A 19,955-nucleotide genomic window follows, 5' to 3' on the forward strand; every position below is an offset into this window, starting at 1 on the left:
GTCCACAGCGGGTCTGTCCACAGCGGGTCTGTCCACAGCGGGTCTGTCCACAGCGGGTCTGTCCACAGCGGGTCTGTCCACAGCGGGTCTGTCCACAGCGGGTCTGTCCACAGCGGGTCTGTCCACAGCGGGTCTGTCCACAGGGGAGTTATCCACAGCTGACACATCTCTTGCGTGCTTATCCACAGGCCGAGCGCCTGGAGCGGGCGATTTCGCGGTCGAATTGTTCGCCGTAGGACGGTGTGAGGCACTTCGATCCACAGGCGGAGTATTTGCAGCGGCCCCCTCCGCAGGGGTCCTATCCACAACGGCCGAAGCCACAGTGGTCGTATCCCCGGCATCTCTGTCCACAGGGTGCCTGTTTACAGGGGTGAGATCCACAGCCGGCCTGTTCATGGCGGGTCTGTCCACACTCGGGATATCCCCAGCGCCGGTTTCCCCAGCGCCGGTTTCCCCAGCGCCGGTTTCCCCAGCGCCGGTTTCCCCAGCGCCGGTTTCCCCAGCGCCGGTTTCTTCTAGGTGGGTTTCCCCCGGGCTCAGTTTCCCAGCGTGGTTTTCCACAGCCTTTGTGTCCACAAGCTGCGCCAAGAGTGTGGTCACCGGGATTCGGATGGTTGGCGTCTTCGCTGGCGGGACCGTGATGGCAAGGGTCACCAGTGCCGTGGGAAGAGGGGCGGCGGGGATGTACGCAAGCGTGTTCGCCGGAACCTGGACCAGAGCGACCGGCCTTATCAGCACGGGAATCGTCACAGGGACCGCCAGGAAAGCGGTCGTCGGCGTGCGCACCACGGGGAGCGGACTCCACGCCGGCTCGGCGGACGGCGACGGTTGGGCCGGGCGCAGGAGGCGGGCCAGAACGGCTCGGGGCAGCCGGATGGTTTCGCTTCGTTCGCAGGTCACCTCTGCCAAAGGTCCGCGTACTTCCGCGTGACAGGACGTTCTCACTTCCACCGGGATATCTGCCATTTCTTCGTTCTAGCAGCTCAGAGGCCATTTACCTGACGTACCGAACGGTTGGTATGCTCGTGCCCTCAACCGAAGAGCCGGGAGGGCACTGTGGCGCGCTGGGGAATCACCATCCCGTTCGCGGGGAGCGGTCTCGATCGGGAGCTGATCGCCGAACTGCCTTCTCTCGGTTACACCGACGCCTGGTCGGCCGAGGTCAACGGCAACGACGGGTTCACTCCGCTGACTCTGGCCGCCGAGTGGGCGCCGGAGTTGCGGCTGGGCACGGCGATCGTCCCGGTCTCGACGCGGGGGCCCGGTCTGCTGGCCATGACGGCGGCTACCCTCGCCGAGCGGGCGCCCGGGCGGTTTCTGCTCGGTATCGGCGCGTCCTCCCCCGCGATCGTCGAGCGGTGGAACGCCGGGGAGTTCGTCAAGCCGTTCGCGCGCACGCGTGACACGTTGCGGTTCCTGCGCAGGGCGCTTGACGGTGAGAAGGTCACCGAGGCCTATGAGACCTTCTCCGTTCAGGGGTTCAAGCTGGAGCGGGCGCCGACGACGCCGCCGAAGATCGTGTTGGCGGCGCTTCGGCCGCGCATGTTGCGGCTCGCCGCCGCCGAGGCCGATGGTGCGATCACGAACTGGTTGTCTCCGGGTGACGTACAGAAGGTTCGGGGTGAGATCCACGACGAGACCGAACTGATCGCGCGGCTCTTCATCATCGTCAGTGAGGACGCCGACCGGGTCAGGGCCATCGGGCGGCGGATGATCGCCGGGTATCTCACGGTGCCGGTGTACGCGGCGTTCCACGACTGGCTGGGGCGAGGTGAGGTGCTGGGGCCGATGCACGAGGCGTGGGCGGCCGGTGATCGGGCGGCGGCGTTGAAGGCCATTCCCGACGAGGTGGTCGACGATCTGATCATCCATGGCACGGCGGAGCAGTGCCGGGCGCGGGTGAACGAGTACGTTGAGAACGGCCTCACCACGCCCGTTCTGGCCCCGCTCGACCTCGGTGACCAGCCGATGGACCAAACGGTAAGGAATCTGGCCCCGCAGTAACGGAACCAACGCCGCAAAGTCCTCCGTTATCGGGGCAAATGGCCGGGCAGGGAGGCACTCATGGTCAAGGCACGACGGGCGGCGCAGGCGTACAAGGCCTACCAGGACATCTCCAGGCCCGGCAGCCCCGGGCTGGGCGCCCGCATCCGCGCCCTGCCCCGCATGCTGGCCGGCGCGTTGCGCGGCGACTACCGCGAACTCGGCAAGGGCAAGCTGGCCCTGATGGGCGCGGCGATCCTCTACATCGTGAGCCCGGTCGACGTCGTCCCGGAGGCGCTGTTCCTGGCGCTGGGCGTGGTCGACGACTTCGGTGTGTTCCTGTGGCTTGCGACCTCACTGCTGGGCGAAAGCGGGCGCTACGTGGACTGGGAGCGCCGGAACCTCGCCCTGTCCCCTGAACCGGGAGCCGACCGCCGCCCCTTGGCCTAGAGAAGTCCCTGCTCGGCAGCCTGGCTAAGTCGACTTGTCAGCGCCTGGTCGCGCGCCTGGGTGTAGGGCCACCAGGCGAAGTCCGGGAGAAGCCGGATCGTCCGGACCTGCTCGGCACGGCTGCTGTCGGCCGCCTTGGGCTCTCCGGCATCTCAGGCGTTGATGGCCTGGCCAAGAGGCCGGCCAGTCGTGGCTTGGCCCGCGTCCGGGACCTGGACTGAGGAGCGCAGGAGAGCGAAGCGAACCGGAGCGACGAGGGAAGGCCCGGACGGAAGGCGGCCAAGCCCGCCGCGCCGGAGGCGCGGCCATCAAACAGGTCAGATCTCTTCCATGCGGAGCCACGCCCGTGACGGCAGCGGGTGTCCGAACAACCGGGCCGCGTTCCCGTAGGCCACCCGTGCGATGTCCGCCGGCGGCAGGTTCCCCAGTCGCCTTGCCACCGATCGCTGGGTGTCAGGCCACGACGACTCCGCCCGGGGATATCCGCTCTCCAGGAGCACGTGTTCCATCCCGACGGCCATGCGCACCCCGCTCAGGGCCGTGTCGTCGAGGGTGCCGAAGAAGAAGTTGCGGCGGAGGACCTCGCTCGGGCGCAGGCCGCCGTCCCAGGCCGATTCGCTCGACACCGGGTGGTCGAGGGCGTAGTCGGCTCGTTCGGCCAGCATGGGGAGCCAGCCCACGCCGCCCTCGACGATGAGGATGCGCAGGGCGGGGAAGCGCAGGGGGATGCCCGACCACAACCAGTCGGCGCAGGCGAACATCGCCGTCGACGGCATCAGGGTCGTGATCGCCTCGATGGGGGTGTCGGGCGAAGGCACGGGGGCCCACGACGAGGCGCCGGTGTGGAGGCAGACGACCGTGCCGGTCTCCTCGCAGGCGGCCAGGAACGGGTCCCAGTGGCCGCTGTGGATCGACGGGAGGCGCAGGCGGGTGGGGAACTCGGGGAAGACCACGGCCTTGAAGCCGCGGGCGGCGTTGGCCTTGATCTCCTTGGCGGCGACCTCGGGGTCTGGGAGCCAGGGGAGCTGGAGGGCGATCACGCGTTCGGGGTAGGTGCCGGCCCATACGTCGACGTGCCAGTCGTTCCAGGCCTTCACCAGGGCTAAGCCCAGGTCTTGGTCGCGGGTGCGGGCGAAGGCGACGCCCGCCTGGGTGGCCAGCATGCCGGGGAAGTTCAGGGCCGCCCAGATTCCGGCACGGTCCATATCCTCGATGCGCGCGTCGACGTCGTAGCAGCCGGGGCGCATGTCGTCGAAGCGGACCGGGTCGAGGGTCCACGCCTCGCGGGGGCGGCCGGCGCCGACGTCGATGCCCGCGGCCGGGTAGGTCGCGCCGCCGTAGCGCCACACCTGGTGGCCGCTGTCGGTGTCGACGACCTTGGGGGCCGCGTCGTGGTATTTGGACGCGAGGCGGTTCTCGAAGAGGTCGGGCGGCTCGATCACGTGATCATCGACTGAGATGATCACAAAATCCCGCCGCCTCGGCTCAGGGTCGGGAAGCAGCGGGGTACTCACAGCATTCAACGTTAGAGCCAAGGAATAACGCCAAACAAGCTGGCAGGTCTCCGGTTGGTATCCGTTCGTCAGGTCACGGCGGGGCTGGTCGCCTCGGACGCCCCACCATTATCGGTACTTTCGCGCCGGTCGTGAAGCTCTCGGCGGATCAGGAGGATCCAGCCGCCGATCGCCACCCCGATGAACAGCCACCACTGCACTCCGTAGGCCAGATTGAGCCCTCCGCCACCACCCGATTCGGGGGCGGGCACGGGTTCGGGGGCTTTTTCCGCCCTCGGCCGCTGTTCGATGAGATCGACGTACCCGCCGTAGAGGGGGGAGCCGACCAGGCCGGCGATGGGGCGGTCGTCGATCAGGAGGACCTGGCCCGCCGGGAGGCCCTTGCGGTCGATGATGCCGGTCGTCTCGGTGGTCTCGGCCGGGCGCAGGCGGCCCGTCAGTGTCACCTCGCCGCCAGGGGGCGGCGGGACCTCGGGGAGGGTGTCGATGGTCGCGCCGGCCTTGACCCAGCCCCGGTTGACCAGCACGGCGCCGTCGGCGGTCTTGAGCGGGGTGAGGACGTAGAAGCCGACCTGGCTGTTCTGGGTGCGGCGGCGGACCAGCAGCTCGTGGGCGGTGTCGTAGGTGCCGGTGGCGGTGACCCTGCGGAACTTGTCCTTCTCCGGTACGGCCCCGCCCACGCTCGTCAGCGTCTCGACCGGCACCGGAGGCGCGGACAGGTTCGTGGCGTTGCGGTCTTCGGCGGCGGAACGGTCTTCCCACCGGCCGAACTGCCATCGTCCGAGGAAGACGAAGGCCGGGATCACCAGCAGCACGACGACGTGAAGTGCCAGCCAGCGAGGGGTCAGCAGGAACCGGTACACGCCCTACAGACTAAGGACCCTAGGCGGTGCCCTTGACTCTGGATCCCGGTCCGGGCAGCGCGACGGTCTCCCGCGGTCCTCCCACGTGGTGTCCGTCGGCGCAGCGCAGCTCCAGCGTGACGTGGGCGCCGCAGTCGCGGTGGGTGACCAGCAGCGACGGGCCCTCGGGGTCGGCCAGGTAGCGGTCGCCCCACTGGAGCAGCGCGACCAGGATCGGGAAGAGCTCGCGGCCCTTGTCGGTCAGCCGGTATTCGTCACGTTGACGCTGGCCCGGTTCCTGGTAGGGGACCTTGCGCAGGGTGCCCTCGTCGACGAGCCGGGCCAGGCGGGCGCTGAGCACCTGACGGGGGGCGCCCGTGTTGGCCTGGATGTCGGCGAAGCGGCGGACGCCGGCGAAGGCCTCACGCAGCACCAGGAAGGTCCACTTCTCGCCGAGCACGGCGAGGGTGCGTTCGATGGAGCAGTTGTCCAGCCGGAAGGCGCTTCGCGGCGGATCGGTCATGGCACGCATCGTAAATCATCACTTCCTCTACCCATCTGAGTCTACTTGACATACCCAGCCCGGCAAGAAACCCTGAGTCCATGCAGAGAACTCAGGTGGACGTCCGCCCCGCGGGGCCGGATGACGCGGACGGGGTGCGGAAGTTCCTGCTCGACCTCTCGCTGCACACGCAGACGCGCCGTTTCTTCGCCGGGCTCACCCGGCCCACGGACACGCTCGTCACGGCGATGCTGGCCAGGGACGACCGCCGCGACGCCTTACTGGCCACCGTCGACTCCCTGGTGATCGGGCACGCCATGGCCTACCGGAAGGGCGACGAGGCCGAGATCGCGGTCGTGGTGGCGGACGCCTGGCAGGGGCAGGGGGTCGGCTCCCGGTTGATCAGGGAACTGCTCGACCGCGCGGCCGGGGTCCGTTGGGTGACCATGGACGTGATGGGGGAGAACCGGCGAGTGCTGGCCATGATCAACAAGGCCTGGCCGGAGGCCGAGATGGCCGTCGAGCACGGGTCGGTTCAGGTCAGAGCGACCCTCGCATTTGCAGAACAAAGCTCTGTTAGGCCACCATTGATGGTGTGAAGAGCGCGAAGATCGGTCGAGACGGGCGGACCAGGATCATGGACGGCGCCCTGCGCCGGTTCAGCCAGGACGGCGTCTCCGCCACCACTCTCGCCAGCCTCCGCGAGGAAAGCGGCGTGAGCGTAGGTAGTTTCTATCACCATTTCGCCAGCAAAGAGCACGTATTCGGGGTGCTCTACGCCGAAACGCTGACGATGTACCAGGAAGCGTTCATCACCCGGCTTCTCGCCAACGACGACGCCCGCGCCGGGATCGAGGCGATCGTCGCCTTCCATATGGAGTGGTGCGGCGAACACCCCGAACGGGCCCGGCTGCTGATCAGCGAGCGGCCGCCCCGGCGCGAGGAGCCCGGCGGCGCCGAGGTCTCCGAGTCGCGGCGCACCTTCTTCCGCCAGGTCGCCGACTGGTGGAAGCCCCACATGAAGTCGGGGCTGCTCAAGCCGGTCCAGTCGACCATGTGTTACGTGTTGTGGCTCGGCCCCGCCCAGGAGATGTGCCGGTTGTGGTTCGCCGGCGCCCACCAGCCGACCGACGAGGAGATCCGGTCGCTCGCCGAGGCCGCCTGGGCCAGCCTCAGCGGCTGAGCACCCGCCAGGTGCGCTTGTCGAGGGAGATCTCCAGCCGCAGGTCGTGCCGCTGGCGGCGCATGCCCGGCACGGCGATCGTCCGGTGCACCGCGTAGCGCCCCCGGGCCGGGTAGCCGAAGCCCAGCTCCCCCGGCAGCACCCGCAGGTCGTCGCGGTTTCCGCAGGCCGGGCACGTCCACGAGACCAGGTCGCGGCCGCGGTTGTAGTCGTGGCAGGCGCGGAAGTAGTCGTCGGGCCGGAATCGCGAGCCGCACGCCAGGCACGGTATCAGCATGGCAAACTCCCCGATGAGGTTGTCCGGGTGATACGCCCGCCTGCTTGACCGGAACTTGCAAAGCGCTTACGGCGCTAGATTGCTCTGTGTGGACGCACCATCTGACCTGCTCCTACGGCTTCGCGACCGGTTCCACGAGATCGGCTACACGATCGAGGGCGTACGCGAGAGGCTCGGCGACACGGCGGCCTCGGCGCTGGCGCGTGAGGAGCTCGTCCCGGCGCTGCGCGCGACGCGTGACGGCGACTCGCTGGGCACCCTGATCCGCCTGTGGTGGCTGGGGGTGCCGGTCAGCACGGCCGCCGCCGACCTGCCGCTGCAGGAGCTGCTGCGCAGCGGGTTGCTGATCAAGGTGGGGGACACCGTCCAGGCCAACGTCCACATCCAGCCCTGGGAGACCGGCGGCTTCGTGGTGTCCGACCGGAAGGTGCGGCCCGGCGATCCGGCGTTGCGGCGTGACCACGTGGTCGGGGCGGGCGGGGCGTCGGCGAACCTCGCGCAACTTGTTTCACGTGAATCCGTCGACCGGGCGCTCGACCTCGGCACCGGCTGTGGCGTGCAGGTGCTCCACCTCGCCGATCGGGCGAGCGAGATCACGGCGACCGACGTGAACGCCCGCGCGCTCCACCTGGCCCGGCTGAGCTGGGGGCTCTCCGGGGTCACCGGCGTCGAGACGCGCAAGGGCTCGATGTTCGACCCGGTCGCCGGTGAGCGCTACGACCTGATCGTCTCCAACCCCCCGTTCGTGATCTCGCCCGCCGGGCGGCTGACCTACCGCGAGACCGGATACCGGGGCGACGAGTTCTGCCGCGACCTCGTCCGGCTCGCGCCCGCCCACCTGGCCGCCGGGGGCACCTGCCACCTGCTGGCCAACTGGCTCCACGTGCGCGGCGAAGACTGGCGCGACCGCGTCGGCGGCTGGATCTCCGCGACCGGCTGCGACGGCTGGGTGGTGCAGCGCGACGTACAGGATCCGGCCGAATATGTGGAGTTGTGGTTGCGTGACGCGGCCGAGCAGGGCACCCCGGTCTACCGCGACCGCTACGACGAGTGGCTGGAGTGGTTCGAGGCGCAGGAGGTCGAGGGCGTCGGGTTCGGCTGGATCACCCTCAACGACTCGGGTTCCCTCGATCCCGTCGTACGGATAGAGCAGCTCACCCACCAGGTCGAGCTCCCCGTGGGGGCCTACGTCGACCGGGTCCTCGACGCGATTACCACCGCCCACCGGCTGAGCGACGACGAGCTGCGGAACGTCGCGCTGACCCTGGCCGAGGGCGTGATCGAGGAGCGGGTCGGCCCGCCCGGCGCCGACGACCCGTCGGTGATCCGGCTGCGCCAGACCCGGGGGCTGCGCCGGACGACCGACGTCGGCACCGTCGAGGCGGCGCTGGCCGGGGTCGTCGACGGCGAGCTGAAGACCGGACCGCTGCTGGCCGCCATCGGCGAACTCACCGGCAAGCCGGGCCTGGCCGACACCGAGAGCGTGCGCCGGCTGGTGGCCGAGGGGTTCTTCGCAATCGGGCGTTGATCGATCGTCAAGCGCGGCGTCAGAGAGTGAAAGCGGGCGAGGAACCCGGGGGTAGGGACCTCGCCCGGCCCGGCCGGTCGTTTTCAGAGAGGCGGCTGGCGATCACCGAGGCGCACCGTGTGGTTCCCACCGGGCCCCCTAACGCGCCGGGTGAGAGCAGCGACCGGCCGGGCGCTCATGTCCAGTGCGGAAAGGAACCCAGGGTGATCAACCACGTCCGGATGACCAGGCTCGATGACGAACTAGGTCTCGACGCGATCGGCGAGCAGCTTCCGGACGTCGTCCGCCTCGGCCGAACCGAGCCGGATGAACAGGTCGAGGGCCTTCTCTAGCGCGTCGCGGCTGCGGGTGCGGCTGCCGAGCCCGCGCAGCGCCTTGCCGAGCGCGGTCAGCGACTGGGCCTCTCCGTAGGGATGGGTGATCTCCCGGCTGACCTGGAGGGCCTGCTCGGCGTGCCGGGCGGCCTCCTGGAAACGTCCGGCCTTGGTGAGGGTGGTGGCGAGCCGGTTGCAGACGCGCTGCTCCCAGACCTTCTGGTTGCTGGCGCGGAAGAACTCCAGGCATTCGGCGTGGTGGACGACGGCCTCGTTCAGGCGGCCCACGTACGACAACACCACGCCCAGGTGGTAGCGGGCCCTGGCCACGCCGGGGCCGCTGCCGATCTCGCCGAAGATCTGCAGGCCCTGCTCCGAGACGGCGACCGCGTCGGCGGCCCGGCCGAGCAGCAGCAGGTCGCGGGCCGAGTAGCTGAGCACCAGCGCCTCTCCGGCCAGGTTGCCCAGCTCGCGGTAGACCTTGGTCGCCCGGCCGAACCAGTCGAGCGCCTCCGGGTGCCTGCCGAGTCGCCCGGTCACCACGCCGAGCGCGTTGTAGGTCTCCCCGAGCAGGGCGTGGTCGCCGGTGCGTTCGGCGATCTGCAGCGCGTCCCGGAACTCCTGGTCGGCCTCGGCCAGCCGGTTCACCCCGAACAACATCCGGCCGCGCACGTAGTGGGCACGCAGCCGGGTCGGGTCGTCGCCGGCCTCGACGAGGGCGCGGGTGCGCACGTCGAACTCGCGGGCGAACGCGCCCGCCTCCAGCAGCGGCTCCATCGCGACCAGCAGATCGGCGGCCGCGGGCAGGTCGGCGCGTGTCTCCGAGGCAGATTCATGGCGCGGGCCGCGACCGGCCTCCGGCCGGTCGCGGCCCGCTTCTTCCGCGACCTGGCCCAGCATGGCGAACAGGTCGTCGGCCTCGGCGGCCAGCCACGCCACCGACTCGTCGGCCGAGCCGAACGTGTGGCCCCGGGTGCCGATGACCGTGAGGTTGTCGGCGACCTTGCTGCCCTCGTACGCCAGCCGGTGGGCCGCGCGGGCCGAGCCCAGGTAGAAGCCGAGCAGCCGGCGCAGTGCCTCGTGGCGGGCCTCGGGGGTCTCGGCGTCCTCGGCCTGGCGGCGGGCGAACAGGCGCAGCAGGTCGTGGAAGCGGTAGCGGCCCGGCGCGGGCGCTTCGAGCAGGCTGACGTCGACCATCGACTCCAGCACGTCCTCGGTCTCGACCGGGCTCAGGTCGAGCACGGCCGCCGCCGCGGGGGTGGAGATGTCGGTGCCGTTGGGCAGCGACAACAACCGGAACGCGCGGGCCTGGCGCGGGTCGAGCTGGCCGTATCCGAGGGCGAAGGTGGCCGAGACGGCCAGGTTCCCGATCTTCAGCTCGTCGAGGCGGCGTCTCTCGTCGGCCAGCCGGGGGACGAGCGAGGCGACCGTCCACGACGGGCGCGAGGCCAGCCGGGCGGCCACGATCCGGACCGCCAGCGGCAGGAAACCGCAGGCCGCGACCACGTCCATGGCGGCGGCGCGTTCGGCCGCGACCCGTTCGGCGCCGGCCACCGCCGAGAACAGGGCCAGCGCCTCGTCGGGCTCCATCACGTCGAGGTCGAGCAGCTTGGCCGCCGGGAGGTCGGCCAGTTTGCCGCGGCTGGTGATGAGCGCGGCGCAGCCGGGGGCGCCCGGCAGCAGGTGTTCGACCTGATCGGCGTCGCGCGCGTTGTCGAGCAGCACCAGCATGCGCCGGTCGCCGAGCAGCGAGCGGAACAGCGCGGCGCGGTCGGCGAGGCCGTCGGGGATGACGTCGACGGGGATGCCGAGCGCACGCAGGAACGCCGCGAGCGCGGTCTCCGGCGGCGTGGGTTCGCGGCCGTAGCCGCGCAGGTCGGCGTAGAGCTGGCCGTCGGGGAAGGTGTCGTGCAGCAGGTGGGCGACGTGCACGGCCAGGGTGGTCTTGCCGACGCCGCCGATGCCGCAGATGGCCGCGATCGGCACGCCGTCGGTCGCGCCCAGCTGGTTGAGCAGCCGGTTCACCAGGGCTTTGCGGCCGGTGAAGTCGGTGACGGCGGCCGGGAGCTGCGCGGGTTTCGGCATCTCGACCACGGGCGTCGGCTCGGCGTGCTCCTCCGATGCCGGTCTCGGCTTCATGACGTACACGAGCGTCGGGTCGGCGGCCAGCACACGGCGGTGCAGCTCGGTGAGTTCGGCGCCCGGGTCGATGCCGAGTTCCTCGATGAGGGCGTTGCGGGTGTCGGTGAAGACGTTGAGCGCCTCGGCCTGCCGGCCGCAGCGGTAGTAGGCGAGCATGAGCTGCGCGCGCAGCCGCTCGCGCAGCGGGTGGTCGGCGGTCAGCACCATCAGCTCGGAGATGACCTCGGCGTGCCGGCCGAGTTCGAGGTCGAGGTCCATCAGCGTCTCGACGGCCGCGATGCGGCGCTCGAGCAGCCGTTCGCGCTGCGACTCGGCGTAGGGCCCGACGGCGCCCGCGAGTGGCTCGCCGCTCCACCAGGTCAGGGCCTCGCGTAACGTCTCGGCGGCCCGGTCAGCGTCGCCCGCCTTGCGGGCCGACTCGCAGGCGTGCACCGCCTTCTCGAACCGGGCCAGGTCGAAGGCGTCGTCGGGCAGCCTGAGCGCGTAGCCCTTGCCGACCGAGGTGAGCAACTGCGGTGGTGTACGGGGAGAACGGTCCGGCTCCAGCGCCGTGCGCAACCGGGAGACATAGGTGCGCAGCGCGCCAAGCGCCCGGGGCGGCGCCTCCTCGCCCCAGACGGCGTCGATGAGCTCGTTGGGGGTGACCGCGCGGCCCTCGCGCAGCAGCAGCATCGCCAGGATGGACCGCTGCAACGGAGTGCCGAGATCGAGCTCGGCGTCGTCTCGCCAGGCTCTGACGGGTCCAAGTACCGCGAAGCGCAGCTGACCACTCATCAGGAGCCCTCTTCGTACCAATCGGAAGTTTCGCTCGAATGATACGGCGTCAGGTCGCTCGCAATGAGGTCTCAAGGACGGTGAAAGTCCCGTGCAGGCAGGTCGGCCTATCAATGAGCCGTACCCGGAAACGGGGATCGTCCTCACAAACCTGGAGTATCCAATGCGCATCCGCAACGTGCTCGGCGTCGTCGCCACCGCCACCGCCCTCACCATCGGCATGGGCGCGGTCGCCTCGGCCGCCAACGCCGCTCCGCTTTCGTCGAACGACTGGGACTACGACGACGACTGGGGCTACTACTACAGCAACAACGGCAAGGCCAAGGCCAAGGGCTGGATCGACGTCGAGTACGACGACGAGGAGTCCAACACCGTCCGCATCGGCGGCAAGCTCTTCGACCGCGACTACCGGACCGAGCACCAGGGCGGCAAGTGCGGCTACGTCGCCTTCCGCTACGTCTCCTGGGACGACGAGGAGGACGACTGGTCCTCCAGCTACAAGACCTACAAGCAGTGCGGCACCGACGGCTGGAAGAACTTCAAGTTCACCCGCCACGACGTGGCCCAGGTCGAGGTCAAGGTCTGCCAGGTCGGCCTGCACCACAACTTCGCGACCAAGTGCGGCTCCTGGCACGAGATCTACAACGCGTGGGACGACGAGTTCGGCTACACCATCTGATCTTCCACCGATCCATATAGATAGGGGACAATCGCTCCAAAGCGACTGGTGACACGTCACTTGGACAGCACTTCCGCAACAACGTGAGATGACAGCGGCCGGTGCGGGCGATGGTCACCCGGACACGCAGCGGCCCGCCCTCCGGCATGGGGGCGGGCCGCTCGTTCCGTTTCGGCTCGAAGTAATGGCTGGTCAGGCGGCGTGCGCGTAATCAAGACGCGCCAGGATCCGTTCTCGTACCGCCGGCCATTCAGAGCGCAGGATCGAGTAATACGCCGTATCTCGGACCGTGTTGTCGGCGCCTCGGCTGTCCGCTCGCCGCACACCGTCGAGGTGTGCGCCGAGGGCCTCGATGGCGGCCCGGGATCGGTTGTTGCGTACGTCTGCCTTGAGAGTTATCCGGTGGACCTGCCACGTCTCGAACGCGTGGGAGAGCAAGAGATACTTGGCCTCCCGGTTGACACCCGTGCCCTGGGCGGAGGCGCCCAGCCAGGTGTAACCGATGTCCGCGACCGACGGGACCTCGCCCACCACGCCTTTGGTGCCCGGCGGCCAGGGCATGGGGCCCTGCCAGTACTCCAGGTGCATCAGACGGGTGGCACCGACCACGCGGTCGGTGTGCAGCCACCGGATGGCGAAGGGCATCGTGCGGCCCTCCGCCTGCTCAGCCAGAGCGGCCTCGACGTACGAGACCATCTCCTCCCGGCCTGCGGGAACGCGAGTAAACGAGTACGTCGCGCGGTCCTCGCTCGCCGCGGCGACAAGATCGTCGACGGCCGCGAGGGTGAGCGGTTCCAGGCGCACGAAGCGCCCGGACAGGGTGACAAAAGCGGGCATGAGCACATGATGGGGTCTGGACGACATGTCTGGTGCCAAATGACACACGACATCTTGTGGAACCCCAGGTTGAGCGCCCACCATAGCCATAAAACCGCAGGTCAGAGGTGTTTCTTCGCGGCTTCGCCACGGCCGCCGAGAGTAAAGATTCGACAAAGATCGTCAACGCGCCGGAGCGGGTGCCAGGAACATCCTCCTTCGGGCTCTCGACAGCTCCTTCGTGGTCAGTCCGCCGAGGGCTTCCTCCAGGTAGTCGAGCGATTCGGCCACCCACGGGAGCGCCAGCGGATCGGATCCGTGCAACGCCGCGAGACGCTGTTCGGCGGTCTCGCCGTACAACAGGGAAGTGGCCACGCGGACCCGCGCCGAACGGGGCTCGTCGCCGAACGCGGTGCCCGGCAGCACGCCGACGCCGTGGCGGTCGAGCAGGGTCCGGGCCAGTTCGTCGGAGCTGTCGAAACCGGGCATCTGCGGATAGAGGTAGAACCCGCCCTGCGGCACGTCCACCTTCGCGCCCGCGCGCGCGAACCGGTCGGCGACCGCGCGGGCCACGGTGGCGTGCAGCCGCCGTGAGTCGTCGATACGTTCCACGATCTCTTCCGGCTCGGCGAACGCGTACGCGGCGGCGTGCTGCACCGGCGCGGCCGGGGCCGACCAGATCTCACTGGCGACCGCGAGCAGCCGCTGGCGCAGCGCCCACCCGCCGGGCGTGTGCGGCAACCGGGCCACGCCGATCCGCCAGCCGCCCAGCGCGAGCGACTTGCTCAGGCCGCTGGTGATGACGGTGCGTTCGGGCGCCACGTCGGCCGGGCTCAGGAAAGGGGTGGCGTGCGGGTCGTGCACGAGGTCGCGGTAGATCTCGTCGGAGATGATGACCAGGTCGAGCTCGCGGGCGACCTCGGCCAGGCGCCGGACCGTCTCCGGCCGGGCCAGGCGGCCGGTCGGGTTGTCGGGGAGCGTGACGAGCACCGAGCGGACCGTCCGGCCCTGCGCACGGGCGTGCAGCACCGCCGATCTGACCTGGTCGGGGTCGGGGACCCCGCCCTCGCCGGCCGGGGTCGGCACCAGGATCGGGCGCACCCCCACGATCTCGGCCTGGGCGGCGTAACTGACCCAGCTCGGCATCGGCAGCACCATGTCCCCGGGAGACCTCCACTCGCCCGGGTCGGCGCCGATGGCGACCAGCAGGCCGAACAGCAGCGACTTGCTGCCCGGTCCGCAGACCACCAGGTCGGGGTCGGTCGGCAGCTCGCGCCGCGACCAGTAGCCGGCCGCCGCCTCGCGCAGCGCGGCCAGACCCGCGACCTCGCCGTAGCCGTTGCTGGCCCCCGCGTCGGCGAGCCGGGCCAGCAGGGCCGGGTGTACGGGCAGCCCGGCCTCACCGAAAGCCAGGTGCAGCACCCGCTGCCCGGATCTCCGTCTTCGGGCGATGTCTTCGTTCGCGGCCAGAGTCGCCGAAAGTGTGACGTGCATACTGATTCCTCCTGAATGCTGTGGAACGTACCCACCTTGTGTGGGTACGGGCATCAGGACAAGCGAGGCTTTTCGGTGCCGGGCATAAGGAGATCCGATGCTGGATCTGCGGCGTTTGACGTTGTTCTGCGAGTTCGCCCGGAGGGGCAGTATCGCCGCCGCGGCCGCGTCCCTCGGCTACAGCGCGTCGGCGGTGTCGCAGCAGCTCGCGGCCCTGGAACGGGAGGCCGGCGCGGCCCTCATCGACCGGACCAGCCACAGTGCGGAACTCACCGACGCGGGGCGGCGGCTGGTCGTGCACGCCGAACGCATCCTGGCGATGGTCGAGACGGCCGAGTCCGACCTGTCGGCACATGCCGGCACGCCGACCGGGCGGGTCGTCATCACGGCGTTCCCGACCGCCGCCGTCGCCTTCGCGCCCGCGCTCGCCCAGTCGCTGCGGCGGCACAAGCAGCTCGCCCTGCGGTTGTCGCAGAGCCGGTCGGGCCGGGGCATGCGCGAGGTCGAGTCGGGCGAGGCCGACATCGCGCTCGTGGACGACTGGTGGGGGCGGGTGCGGCGGCGCGAGACGCTCACCGTGTTCCCGCTGCTGCGCGACCCGCTGGTCCTGGTGGTGCCGCGCAGACACCGGCTGGCCAACCTCGACGAGCCGGTCGACCCCGCCCAGCTGCGCGACGAGGCGTGGATGGCCACCCCCGAGGGCGAGCCGTCCCGCACCGCCGTCGACCGGCTGCTCACCGAGGTCGGCGGCGCGCCGCCCGTGGCCTGGGAGTTCGAGGGCCTCGGTACGATCCTGAGCCTGGTCGCCAAGGGGATAGGGATCGCCGCGGTGCCCGCCCTGTGCCTGGCCGCCGGGGTGCGCGGAGTGGTGGTCAGGGAGTTCCCCGGGGAACCCGTCGAGCGGGTCATCACCGCCGTGGCGCGCGAGTCGTCGGTGCACCGCGCCTCGGTGGCCGCCTCCCTCCGGGCGCTGCACGTCGCCGCCCGCTATCTGGCCAGTGATCTCGGCTATCTGACCCCCACGAACGGGTTCGCCGACTAGGTTTGGCCGGTGCCGTCGTACACACTCGAACGCCTGCTCACCACGGGAAGCAACAAGATCGTCGCCGGGGTCGACGAGGTCGGCCGGGGCGCCTGGGCCGGGCCGGTGTCGGTGTGCGCCGTGGTGACCGACTTCAGCGAACCGCCCGAGGGGCTGACCGACTCCAAGATGCTCGCGCCCGGCCGCCGTGAGGCGATGGTGTCCCTCCTGGAGTCGTGGGTGGTCGGCTTCGGGCACGGCGAGGCCTCGGTCGAGGAGATCGACACCCTCGGGATGACCGAGGCGCTGCGGCGGGCCGCCCGGCGGGCGCTGGAGGCGCTGCCGGTCAAGCCCGACGTGGTGATCCTGGACGGCAAACACGACTACCTCGGCGCTCCCTGGGCGGTGCGCTGCGAGATCAAGGGCGACCTGAACTGCGTGTCGGTGGCGGCTGCGTCGGTGCTGGCGAAGGTGCGGCGCGACCTGTTCATGGCCACCCTCGAAGGCGCCGACGTCTACGGCTTCGCCGAGAACGCGGGTTACCCGTCGCCGGCACACCAGGCCGCGCTGGCCGAGCACGGGCCGGCGGAACACCACCGGTTGTCGTGGTCCTACCTCGACGACCTGCCGAAGTGGCGGCACCTGAAGCGGCACCGCGACCCCGCGGTCGGAGAAGGGCAGCTCAGCCTCGGGTTCTGAGCATCTCCTTCAGTTCGCCGATCTCCTTCAACGCCTCGCGGAGCAGCTTCTCCGTGTCGTCGCCGGTGTCGAACCTGCGGCCGAACCAGGAGGCCAGCGTCGCCGTCACCACACCCAGCAGTGCGACGCCGCCGAGCATCAGGGCCGAGCCGATGAGGCGGCCGTCGGGGGTGACGGGATAGGTGTCGCCGTAGCCGGTGGTCGTCATCGTGGTGACGGCCCACCAGGTGGCGTCGCCGAAGGTCAGGATGTTCGCGCCGGGGGCGTCGCGTTCGACGCGCAGGACCGCGAGGCTGGCGGCCAGGCCGAGCACGAGCGTTGTCGTGGCGGTGAAGGTCAGCACCTTGCGCTGGAAACCGAGCCGCCGTTGCAGCATGCGCAGCGGCATCATCAGCGGCAGCAGGATGACCAGCAGGTCGATGACGTTGTCCTTGGCGAACGCCTTCTTGTCGCCGGCCCGCACGAAGCGCGTGACGTATTCGGCCAGGAACAACAACCAGCAGCCGAGCTGGGCGAGCCAGCAGGTCAGCTTCCAGTCGTAGGGGATGTGCGGGAAGAGGATCGGGGTCGCGTACGCGACCAGGAAGACGCCCGCGAAGACGAGCATTCGCCACTCGGCCCTCATGGCGGTCAAGTCTAGGCGGGCGCCCCTGTTTTTCTGGGCAGGTTCAGAGCGCGAGACACAGCCGGCCTCCGGCCGGCTGTGTCTCGCTTTGCCCTGGTCAACGCGCTACTAGCAGTCGACGAGCTCCGGCTGCTGGTTGAGGATCTGGGCGCGCGCGGTGGTGAAGTCGGCCAGTTCGGCGGTCGCCGACGGGTCGAACACGGCCACGCGGTGGCAGTTCTGGAACGCCAGCTTCACCTGGAAGTGGCGTTCCAGCGCGCCCCGCATGGCGTCACTGGCGAGGCAGCGCAGGAGCTGCCCCCGGGCCGCCTCGTCGGGCGGCGGGACCTGGTTGTCGGCGAAGGTCGCGCCCGACTCGGTCCGCGTTCTGACCAGCTCGCTGATCAGCCCCCATGCGTACGGCAACGAGTCGCGGACGCAGGCCACGAAGGCCGCATCGTCCACGTCACCGGCCCTGGCCTGGTCGAGCAGATCGTTCGGAACGGTCAGCGACATGAGGCTTTCTCCTCTCGGTTGGGGCGTTTATGACGTTATGCCAAGGCGACGCTCCCGAAAATAAAGCCGGGATCGATCTGGCCGGCCAGATCCACGCCGGTCGCCTTGTTCGCCCAGGCGCGCGCGTTGCGCAGGTGGAACTCGTGCGCCTGACGGCCGAACTTCGCCCAGTCCTTCTCGGCCGCGTCGACTCGGTCGAGCAGGGTCTGGAGACCGGCGAGGTTCCCGGGCTCCAGGTCGTTCAGGGTGAAGGCGCGGCCTTGTTCCATGGCCCGTACGGCCGGGCTGTGGTCGAGGCAGGTGAGCAGGTCGGGGCCGACCTGGTCGTGCAGGAACGCCCGGTCGTCGGCGGTCTGGACCTTGTTGCCGACCACGGCGACGGCGACGTCGAACTCGGCGGCGTACTCCTGGTACTGCCGGTAGACACTGACACCCTGGCGGGTGGGTTCGACCACGAGGAAGGTGACGTCGAACTTGGTGAACATGCCGCTGGCGAACGAGTCGGCCCCGGCGGTCATGTCGACCACGACGTACTCACCCGGGCCGTCGACCAGGTGGTTCAGGTAGAGCTCGACCGCGCCGACCTTCGAGTGGTAGCAGGCCACCCCGAGGTCGGTCTCGCTGAAGGGGCCGGTCGCCATCAGGCGCAGGCCCTCGACCTCGACCGACGGGAAGAACGGGTCGTCGAGGGTGAGCAGGCGCGAGCCCCGGCCGGGCGGGGTCGTCTTGACCATGGCCGCCGCCGAGGGGATGCGCGGGTTGTCGCCGCGCAGGTGGTCTTTGATCTCGGTGAGCATGCCGCCGAGCGGACGGGGCTGCTCCGCGCCGAGAACGAGCGCGAGATGCTGGTTGATGTCGGCGTCGATCGCCACGACCCGGGCGCGGGTGGCTACGTAGCGGGCGAAAAGCGAGGAAAGGGTGGTCTTGCCGCTGCCGCCCTTGCCGACGAAGGCAACACGCACGGGTGGTCTCCCTGATCACGACGATGAAAACGATTGTCGTAATCAGTGTGCCATGGATCTTCAGGTCTGCGTGGGCGAGTAGGCCCGGAAGACTCGGAGCAATGTGGGCCGCATGCGGTCCCATTCGGCGGCGGTGGTCGTCCACGTGAGAACCGTTGTGGTGGTTTCGGTGGAGATGACGCGCCGATATTGGTGGTACGTCTGCCCCTTCACCAGGTGTGTGTCTCGCGCGTTACGAACCTGGCGCCAGGTGAACTCCCAATCGGCCGCCGACCCGAGCTTCGACCCGACGGTCTTCAGGCGCAGCTTCGTGTACGCCTCCACGTTGGGATAGAGGATCGCCTCGGCCTCGTGGAGGGCGGCCAGCGGATCGGTGCCGACCTGGTTCGTCACCTCTATCGACAGGTGGCCGCGCTTGCGGGGGTCGACCCACCAGACGGCGTACTCCCCGACGGTGCGCTTCCACGTGCGGGGCGCCACGGCGTGCCAGCCGGCCGGGGAGTCGTAGGGGACCAGCCGGAACCGCAGCGTGTCGACAGGCGAGGGCGACGGCGAGGGCAACACGACGGGCGCGGTGGTCGGGCCGGTCGCGGCGGTGCGGGTGGTGATGACCGTCGAGTCGGAACGTAACAGCGCCCACCCGCTGACCGCGCCCGCGATGACGACGACGGCCGCGCCGACCGCGATGAACCGCATGCGCGTGCCGCCCCGCACCGGTTTCGGCGCGGGCGGGGCCGGCGGCGGCTCGAACGCCGCGAGCAGTTCGTCGGCGGTCTCATGGGACGGACGCCGCTTCGGGTCGCGCGCCAGCAGCGCCGCGAGCACCGGCCGCAGTTCCTCGGGAGCGGCCGACACGTCGACGTCCTTCGCGGGGGTGCGCGGCTTCTCCTGCGGCAGCGCCGGCGGCTTGCCGGTGACCGCGAAATAGAGCGAGGCGCCCAGCGACCACAGGTCGGCGGTCTCCCTGACCGGCGCGTCGGGATCGGTGCGTTCCGGCGCCCGGAACGCGGCCGCCGACCGCGCCGAACTCCACGACTCGCCGTGGGCGGGCGACCGCTCGCCCACCCGCTTGGCGAACACCGGGTCGGCCGCCACCGCGCCCACGCCGAAGTCGGCCAGCACCACCCGGCCGTCATGCCCGACCAGGATGTTCGCGGGCCGCACGTCGCCGTGCCGGACCCCGGCCGCGTGGGCCACCGTGAGGGCGGCGAGGGCGGTCCTGACGACGTACGCGGCCTTGGGCACCTCCAGCGGCCCGTCACTCGCCACGATCCCGTCGAGCGACCTGGAGCGGGCCAGCTCCATGACGACGTACAGCGTGCCGTCCTCTTCGGCGACGTCGAAGACGGAGGCGATGCCGGGATGCCGCAGCCGCTCGGCCTGCCGCGACTCCCGCGCGATGCGCTGCTGCAGGGCGGTCAGGCGGCTCTCCCGCAACCCGGCGGGGAGCAGCACCTCACGGACGGCCACCGGGCGGTCGAGCAGGTCGTCGTGGCCTTCCCAGACGATGCCCGTGTTGCCCTGGCCGAGCGCCCGGACGAGCCGGTACCGCTTGACTACGAGCTGCCCCGGACTTCCCATAAAGCCTGCCTCTGCACACCCGGGCCTCTATAGGAGTCGGAGTCTTCCACAACTAATGGGGCTTAGGTGAGGTA

General features: G+C 70.0%; 19 protein-coding genes. 8 read left to right on the forward strand and 11 right to left on the reverse strand.

What is annotated here, in order from left to right:
• Positions 1–1,056 precede the first annotated feature (1,056 nt).
• Together QSK34_RS14265 and QSK34_RS14270 are read left to right on the forward strand one after the other, a co-directional pair.
• On the forward strand, positions 1,057–2,004 hold the full coding sequence (locus tag QSK34_RS14265; RefSeq protein ID WP_285584197.1) for an LLM class F420-dependent oxidoreductase: 948 nt from the start codon (positions 1,057–1,059) through the stop codon (positions 2,002–2,004).
• Positions 2,005–2,064: 60 nt separating this feature from the next.
• Positions 2,065–2,433 carry a YkvA family protein gene (locus QSK34_RS14270; RefSeq protein ID WP_161480721.1) on the forward strand — a complete coding sequence of 123 codons (369 nt, stop codon included), beginning with the start codon at positions 2,065–2,067 and terminating at the stop codon, positions 2,431–2,433.
• A gap of 317 nt (positions 2,434–2,750) precedes the next feature.
• On the opposite strand, the gene QSK34_RS14275 is transcribed toward QSK34_RS14270, so the two are convergent.
• The 3 genes from QSK34_RS14275 to QSK34_RS14285 all read right to left on the reverse strand — a co-directional run bounded on the left by QSK34_RS14275 (position 2,751) and on the right by QSK34_RS14285 (position 5,312).
• Complete coding sequence (locus QSK34_RS14275; protein ID WP_285584199.1) at positions 2,751–3,875, reverse strand: amidohydrolase family protein; 1,125 nt, start codon at positions 3,873–3,875, stop codon at positions 2,751–2,753.
• A 140-nt stretch (positions 3,876–4,015) separates the two neighbouring features.
• Complete coding sequence (locus QSK34_RS14280; RefSeq protein ID WP_285584201.1) at positions 4,016–4,810, reverse strand: SURF1 family cytochrome oxidase biogenesis protein; 795 nt, start codon at positions 4,808–4,810, stop codon at positions 4,016–4,018.
• Between the two features lie 19 nt (positions 4,811–4,829).
• Complete coding sequence (locus QSK34_RS14285; protein ID WP_285584203.1) at positions 4,830–5,312, reverse strand: winged helix-turn-helix transcriptional regulator; 483 nt, start codon at positions 5,310–5,312, stop codon at positions 4,830–4,832.
• Positions 5,313–5,392: 80 nt separating this feature from the next.
• Between QSK34_RS14285 and QSK34_RS14290 the strand changes: the two genes are divergently transcribed.
• Positions 5,393–5,890 carry a GNAT family N-acetyltransferase gene (locus QSK34_RS14290; protein WP_285584205.1) on the forward strand — a complete coding sequence of 166 codons (498 nt, stop codon included), beginning with the start codon at positions 5,393–5,395 and terminating at the stop codon, positions 5,888–5,890.
• Positions 5,887–6,474: a TetR/AcrR family transcriptional regulator gene (locus QSK34_RS14295; protein ID WP_161480726.1), complete on the forward strand. Its 588-nt coding sequence runs from the start codon at positions 5,887–5,889 to the stop codon at positions 6,472–6,474. Before QSK34_RS14290 ends, QSK34_RS14295 begins: the two co-directional genes overlap by 4 nt.
• On the opposite strand, the gene QSK34_RS14300 is transcribed toward QSK34_RS14295, so the two are convergent.
• Entirely contained in the window at positions 6,464–6,751 is a 288-nt protein-coding gene (locus tag QSK34_RS14300) for a hypothetical protein (RefSeq protein WP_161480727.1), read from the reverse strand. The two genes, QSK34_RS14295 and QSK34_RS14300, sit on opposite strands and share 11 nt — an antisense overlap.
• Positions 6,752–6,839: 88 nt before the next feature.
• On the opposite strand from QSK34_RS14300, the gene QSK34_RS14305 reads away from it, so the two are divergent.
• Positions 6,840–8,279 (forward strand): DUF7059 domain-containing protein, encoded by a 1,440-nt coding sequence (locus QSK34_RS14305; protein ID WP_285584210.1) that lies wholly within the window; start codon positions 6,840–6,842, stop codon positions 8,277–8,279.
• Positions 8,280–8,521: 242 nt separating this feature from the next.
• On the opposite strand, the gene QSK34_RS14310 is transcribed toward QSK34_RS14305, so the two are convergent.
• A complete protein-coding gene (locus tag QSK34_RS14310; protein WP_285584212.1) occupies positions 8,522–11,509 on the reverse strand; it encodes an AfsR/SARP family transcriptional regulator in 2,988 nt (995 codons plus the stop codon).
• A gap of 163 nt (positions 11,510–11,672) precedes the next feature.
• Between QSK34_RS14310 and QSK34_RS14315 the strand changes: the two genes are divergently transcribed.
• Complete coding sequence (locus QSK34_RS14315; RefSeq protein WP_285584214.1) at positions 11,673–12,188, forward strand: hypothetical protein; 516 nt, start codon at positions 11,673–11,675, stop codon at positions 12,186–12,188.
• A gap of 192 nt (positions 12,189–12,380) precedes the next feature.
• Here the strand turns inward: QSK34_RS14315 and QSK34_RS14320 are convergent, their stop codons facing one another.
• Together QSK34_RS14320 and QSK34_RS14325 are read right to left on the reverse strand one after the other, a co-directional pair.
• The gene (locus QSK34_RS14320; RefSeq protein ID WP_051759914.1) at positions 12,381–13,025 is read right to left on the reverse strand and encodes a GNAT family N-acetyltransferase; all 645 of its coding nucleotides are present in this window, start codon (positions 13,023–13,025) and stop codon (positions 12,381–12,383) included.
• A gap of 162 nt (positions 13,026–13,187) precedes the next feature.
• Complete coding sequence (locus QSK34_RS14325) at positions 13,188–14,498, reverse strand: pyridoxal phosphate-dependent aminotransferase (protein ID WP_285584217.1); 1,311 nt, start codon at positions 14,496–14,498, stop codon at positions 13,188–13,190.
• Positions 14,499–14,595: 97 nt separating this feature from the next.
• On the opposite strand from QSK34_RS14325, the gene QSK34_RS14330 reads away from it, so the two are divergent.
• Both QSK34_RS14330 and rnhB read left to right on the forward strand, forming a co-directional pair.
• Entirely contained in the window at positions 14,596–15,540 is a 945-nt protein-coding gene (locus tag QSK34_RS14330) for a LysR family transcriptional regulator (RefSeq protein WP_161480731.1), read from the forward strand.
• 9 nt (positions 15,541–15,549) lie between these two features.
• Positions 15,550–16,218 (forward strand): ribonuclease HII, encoded by a 669-nt coding sequence (gene rnhB / locus QSK34_RS14335; RefSeq protein ID WP_285584220.1) that lies wholly within the window; start codon positions 15,550–15,552, stop codon positions 16,216–16,218.
• Here the strand turns inward: rnhB and QSK34_RS14340 are convergent.
• From QSK34_RS14340 to QSK34_RS14355, 4 genes are all read right to left on the reverse strand, one after another.
• Positions 16,202–16,843: a potassium channel family protein gene (locus tag QSK34_RS14340; RefSeq protein WP_285584222.1), complete on the reverse strand. Its 642-nt coding sequence runs from the start codon at positions 16,841–16,843 to the stop codon at positions 16,202–16,204. The genes rnhB and QSK34_RS14340 overlap by 17 nt on opposite strands.
• A 108-nt stretch (positions 16,844–16,951) precedes the next feature.
• The gene (locus tag QSK34_RS14345) at positions 16,952–17,338 is read right to left on the reverse strand and encodes an SCO5389 family protein (RefSeq protein WP_062430486.1); all 387 of its coding nucleotides are present in this window, start codon (positions 17,336–17,338) and stop codon (positions 16,952–16,954) included.
• Positions 17,339–17,373: 35 nt separating this feature from the next.
• Positions 17,374–18,300, reverse strand: a complete 927-nt coding sequence (locus QSK34_RS14350; protein WP_285584228.1) for an ATP-binding protein — start codon at positions 18,298–18,300, stop codon at positions 17,374–17,376.
• A gap of 60 nt (positions 18,301–18,360) precedes the next feature.
• The gene (locus QSK34_RS14355) at positions 18,361–19,881 is read right to left on the reverse strand and encodes a serine/threonine-protein kinase (RefSeq protein ID WP_285584230.1); all 1,521 of its coding nucleotides are present in this window, start codon (positions 19,879–19,881) and stop codon (positions 18,361–18,363) included.
• Positions 19,882–19,955: the final 74 nt, after the last annotated feature.

Origin of the sequence: Herbidospora sp. NBRC 101105 (genome assembly GCF_030269205.1) — a bacterium.
Taxonomy (GTDB): Bacteria; Actinomycetota; Actinomycetes; order Streptosporangiales; family Streptosporangiaceae; genus Herbidospora; species Herbidospora solisilvae.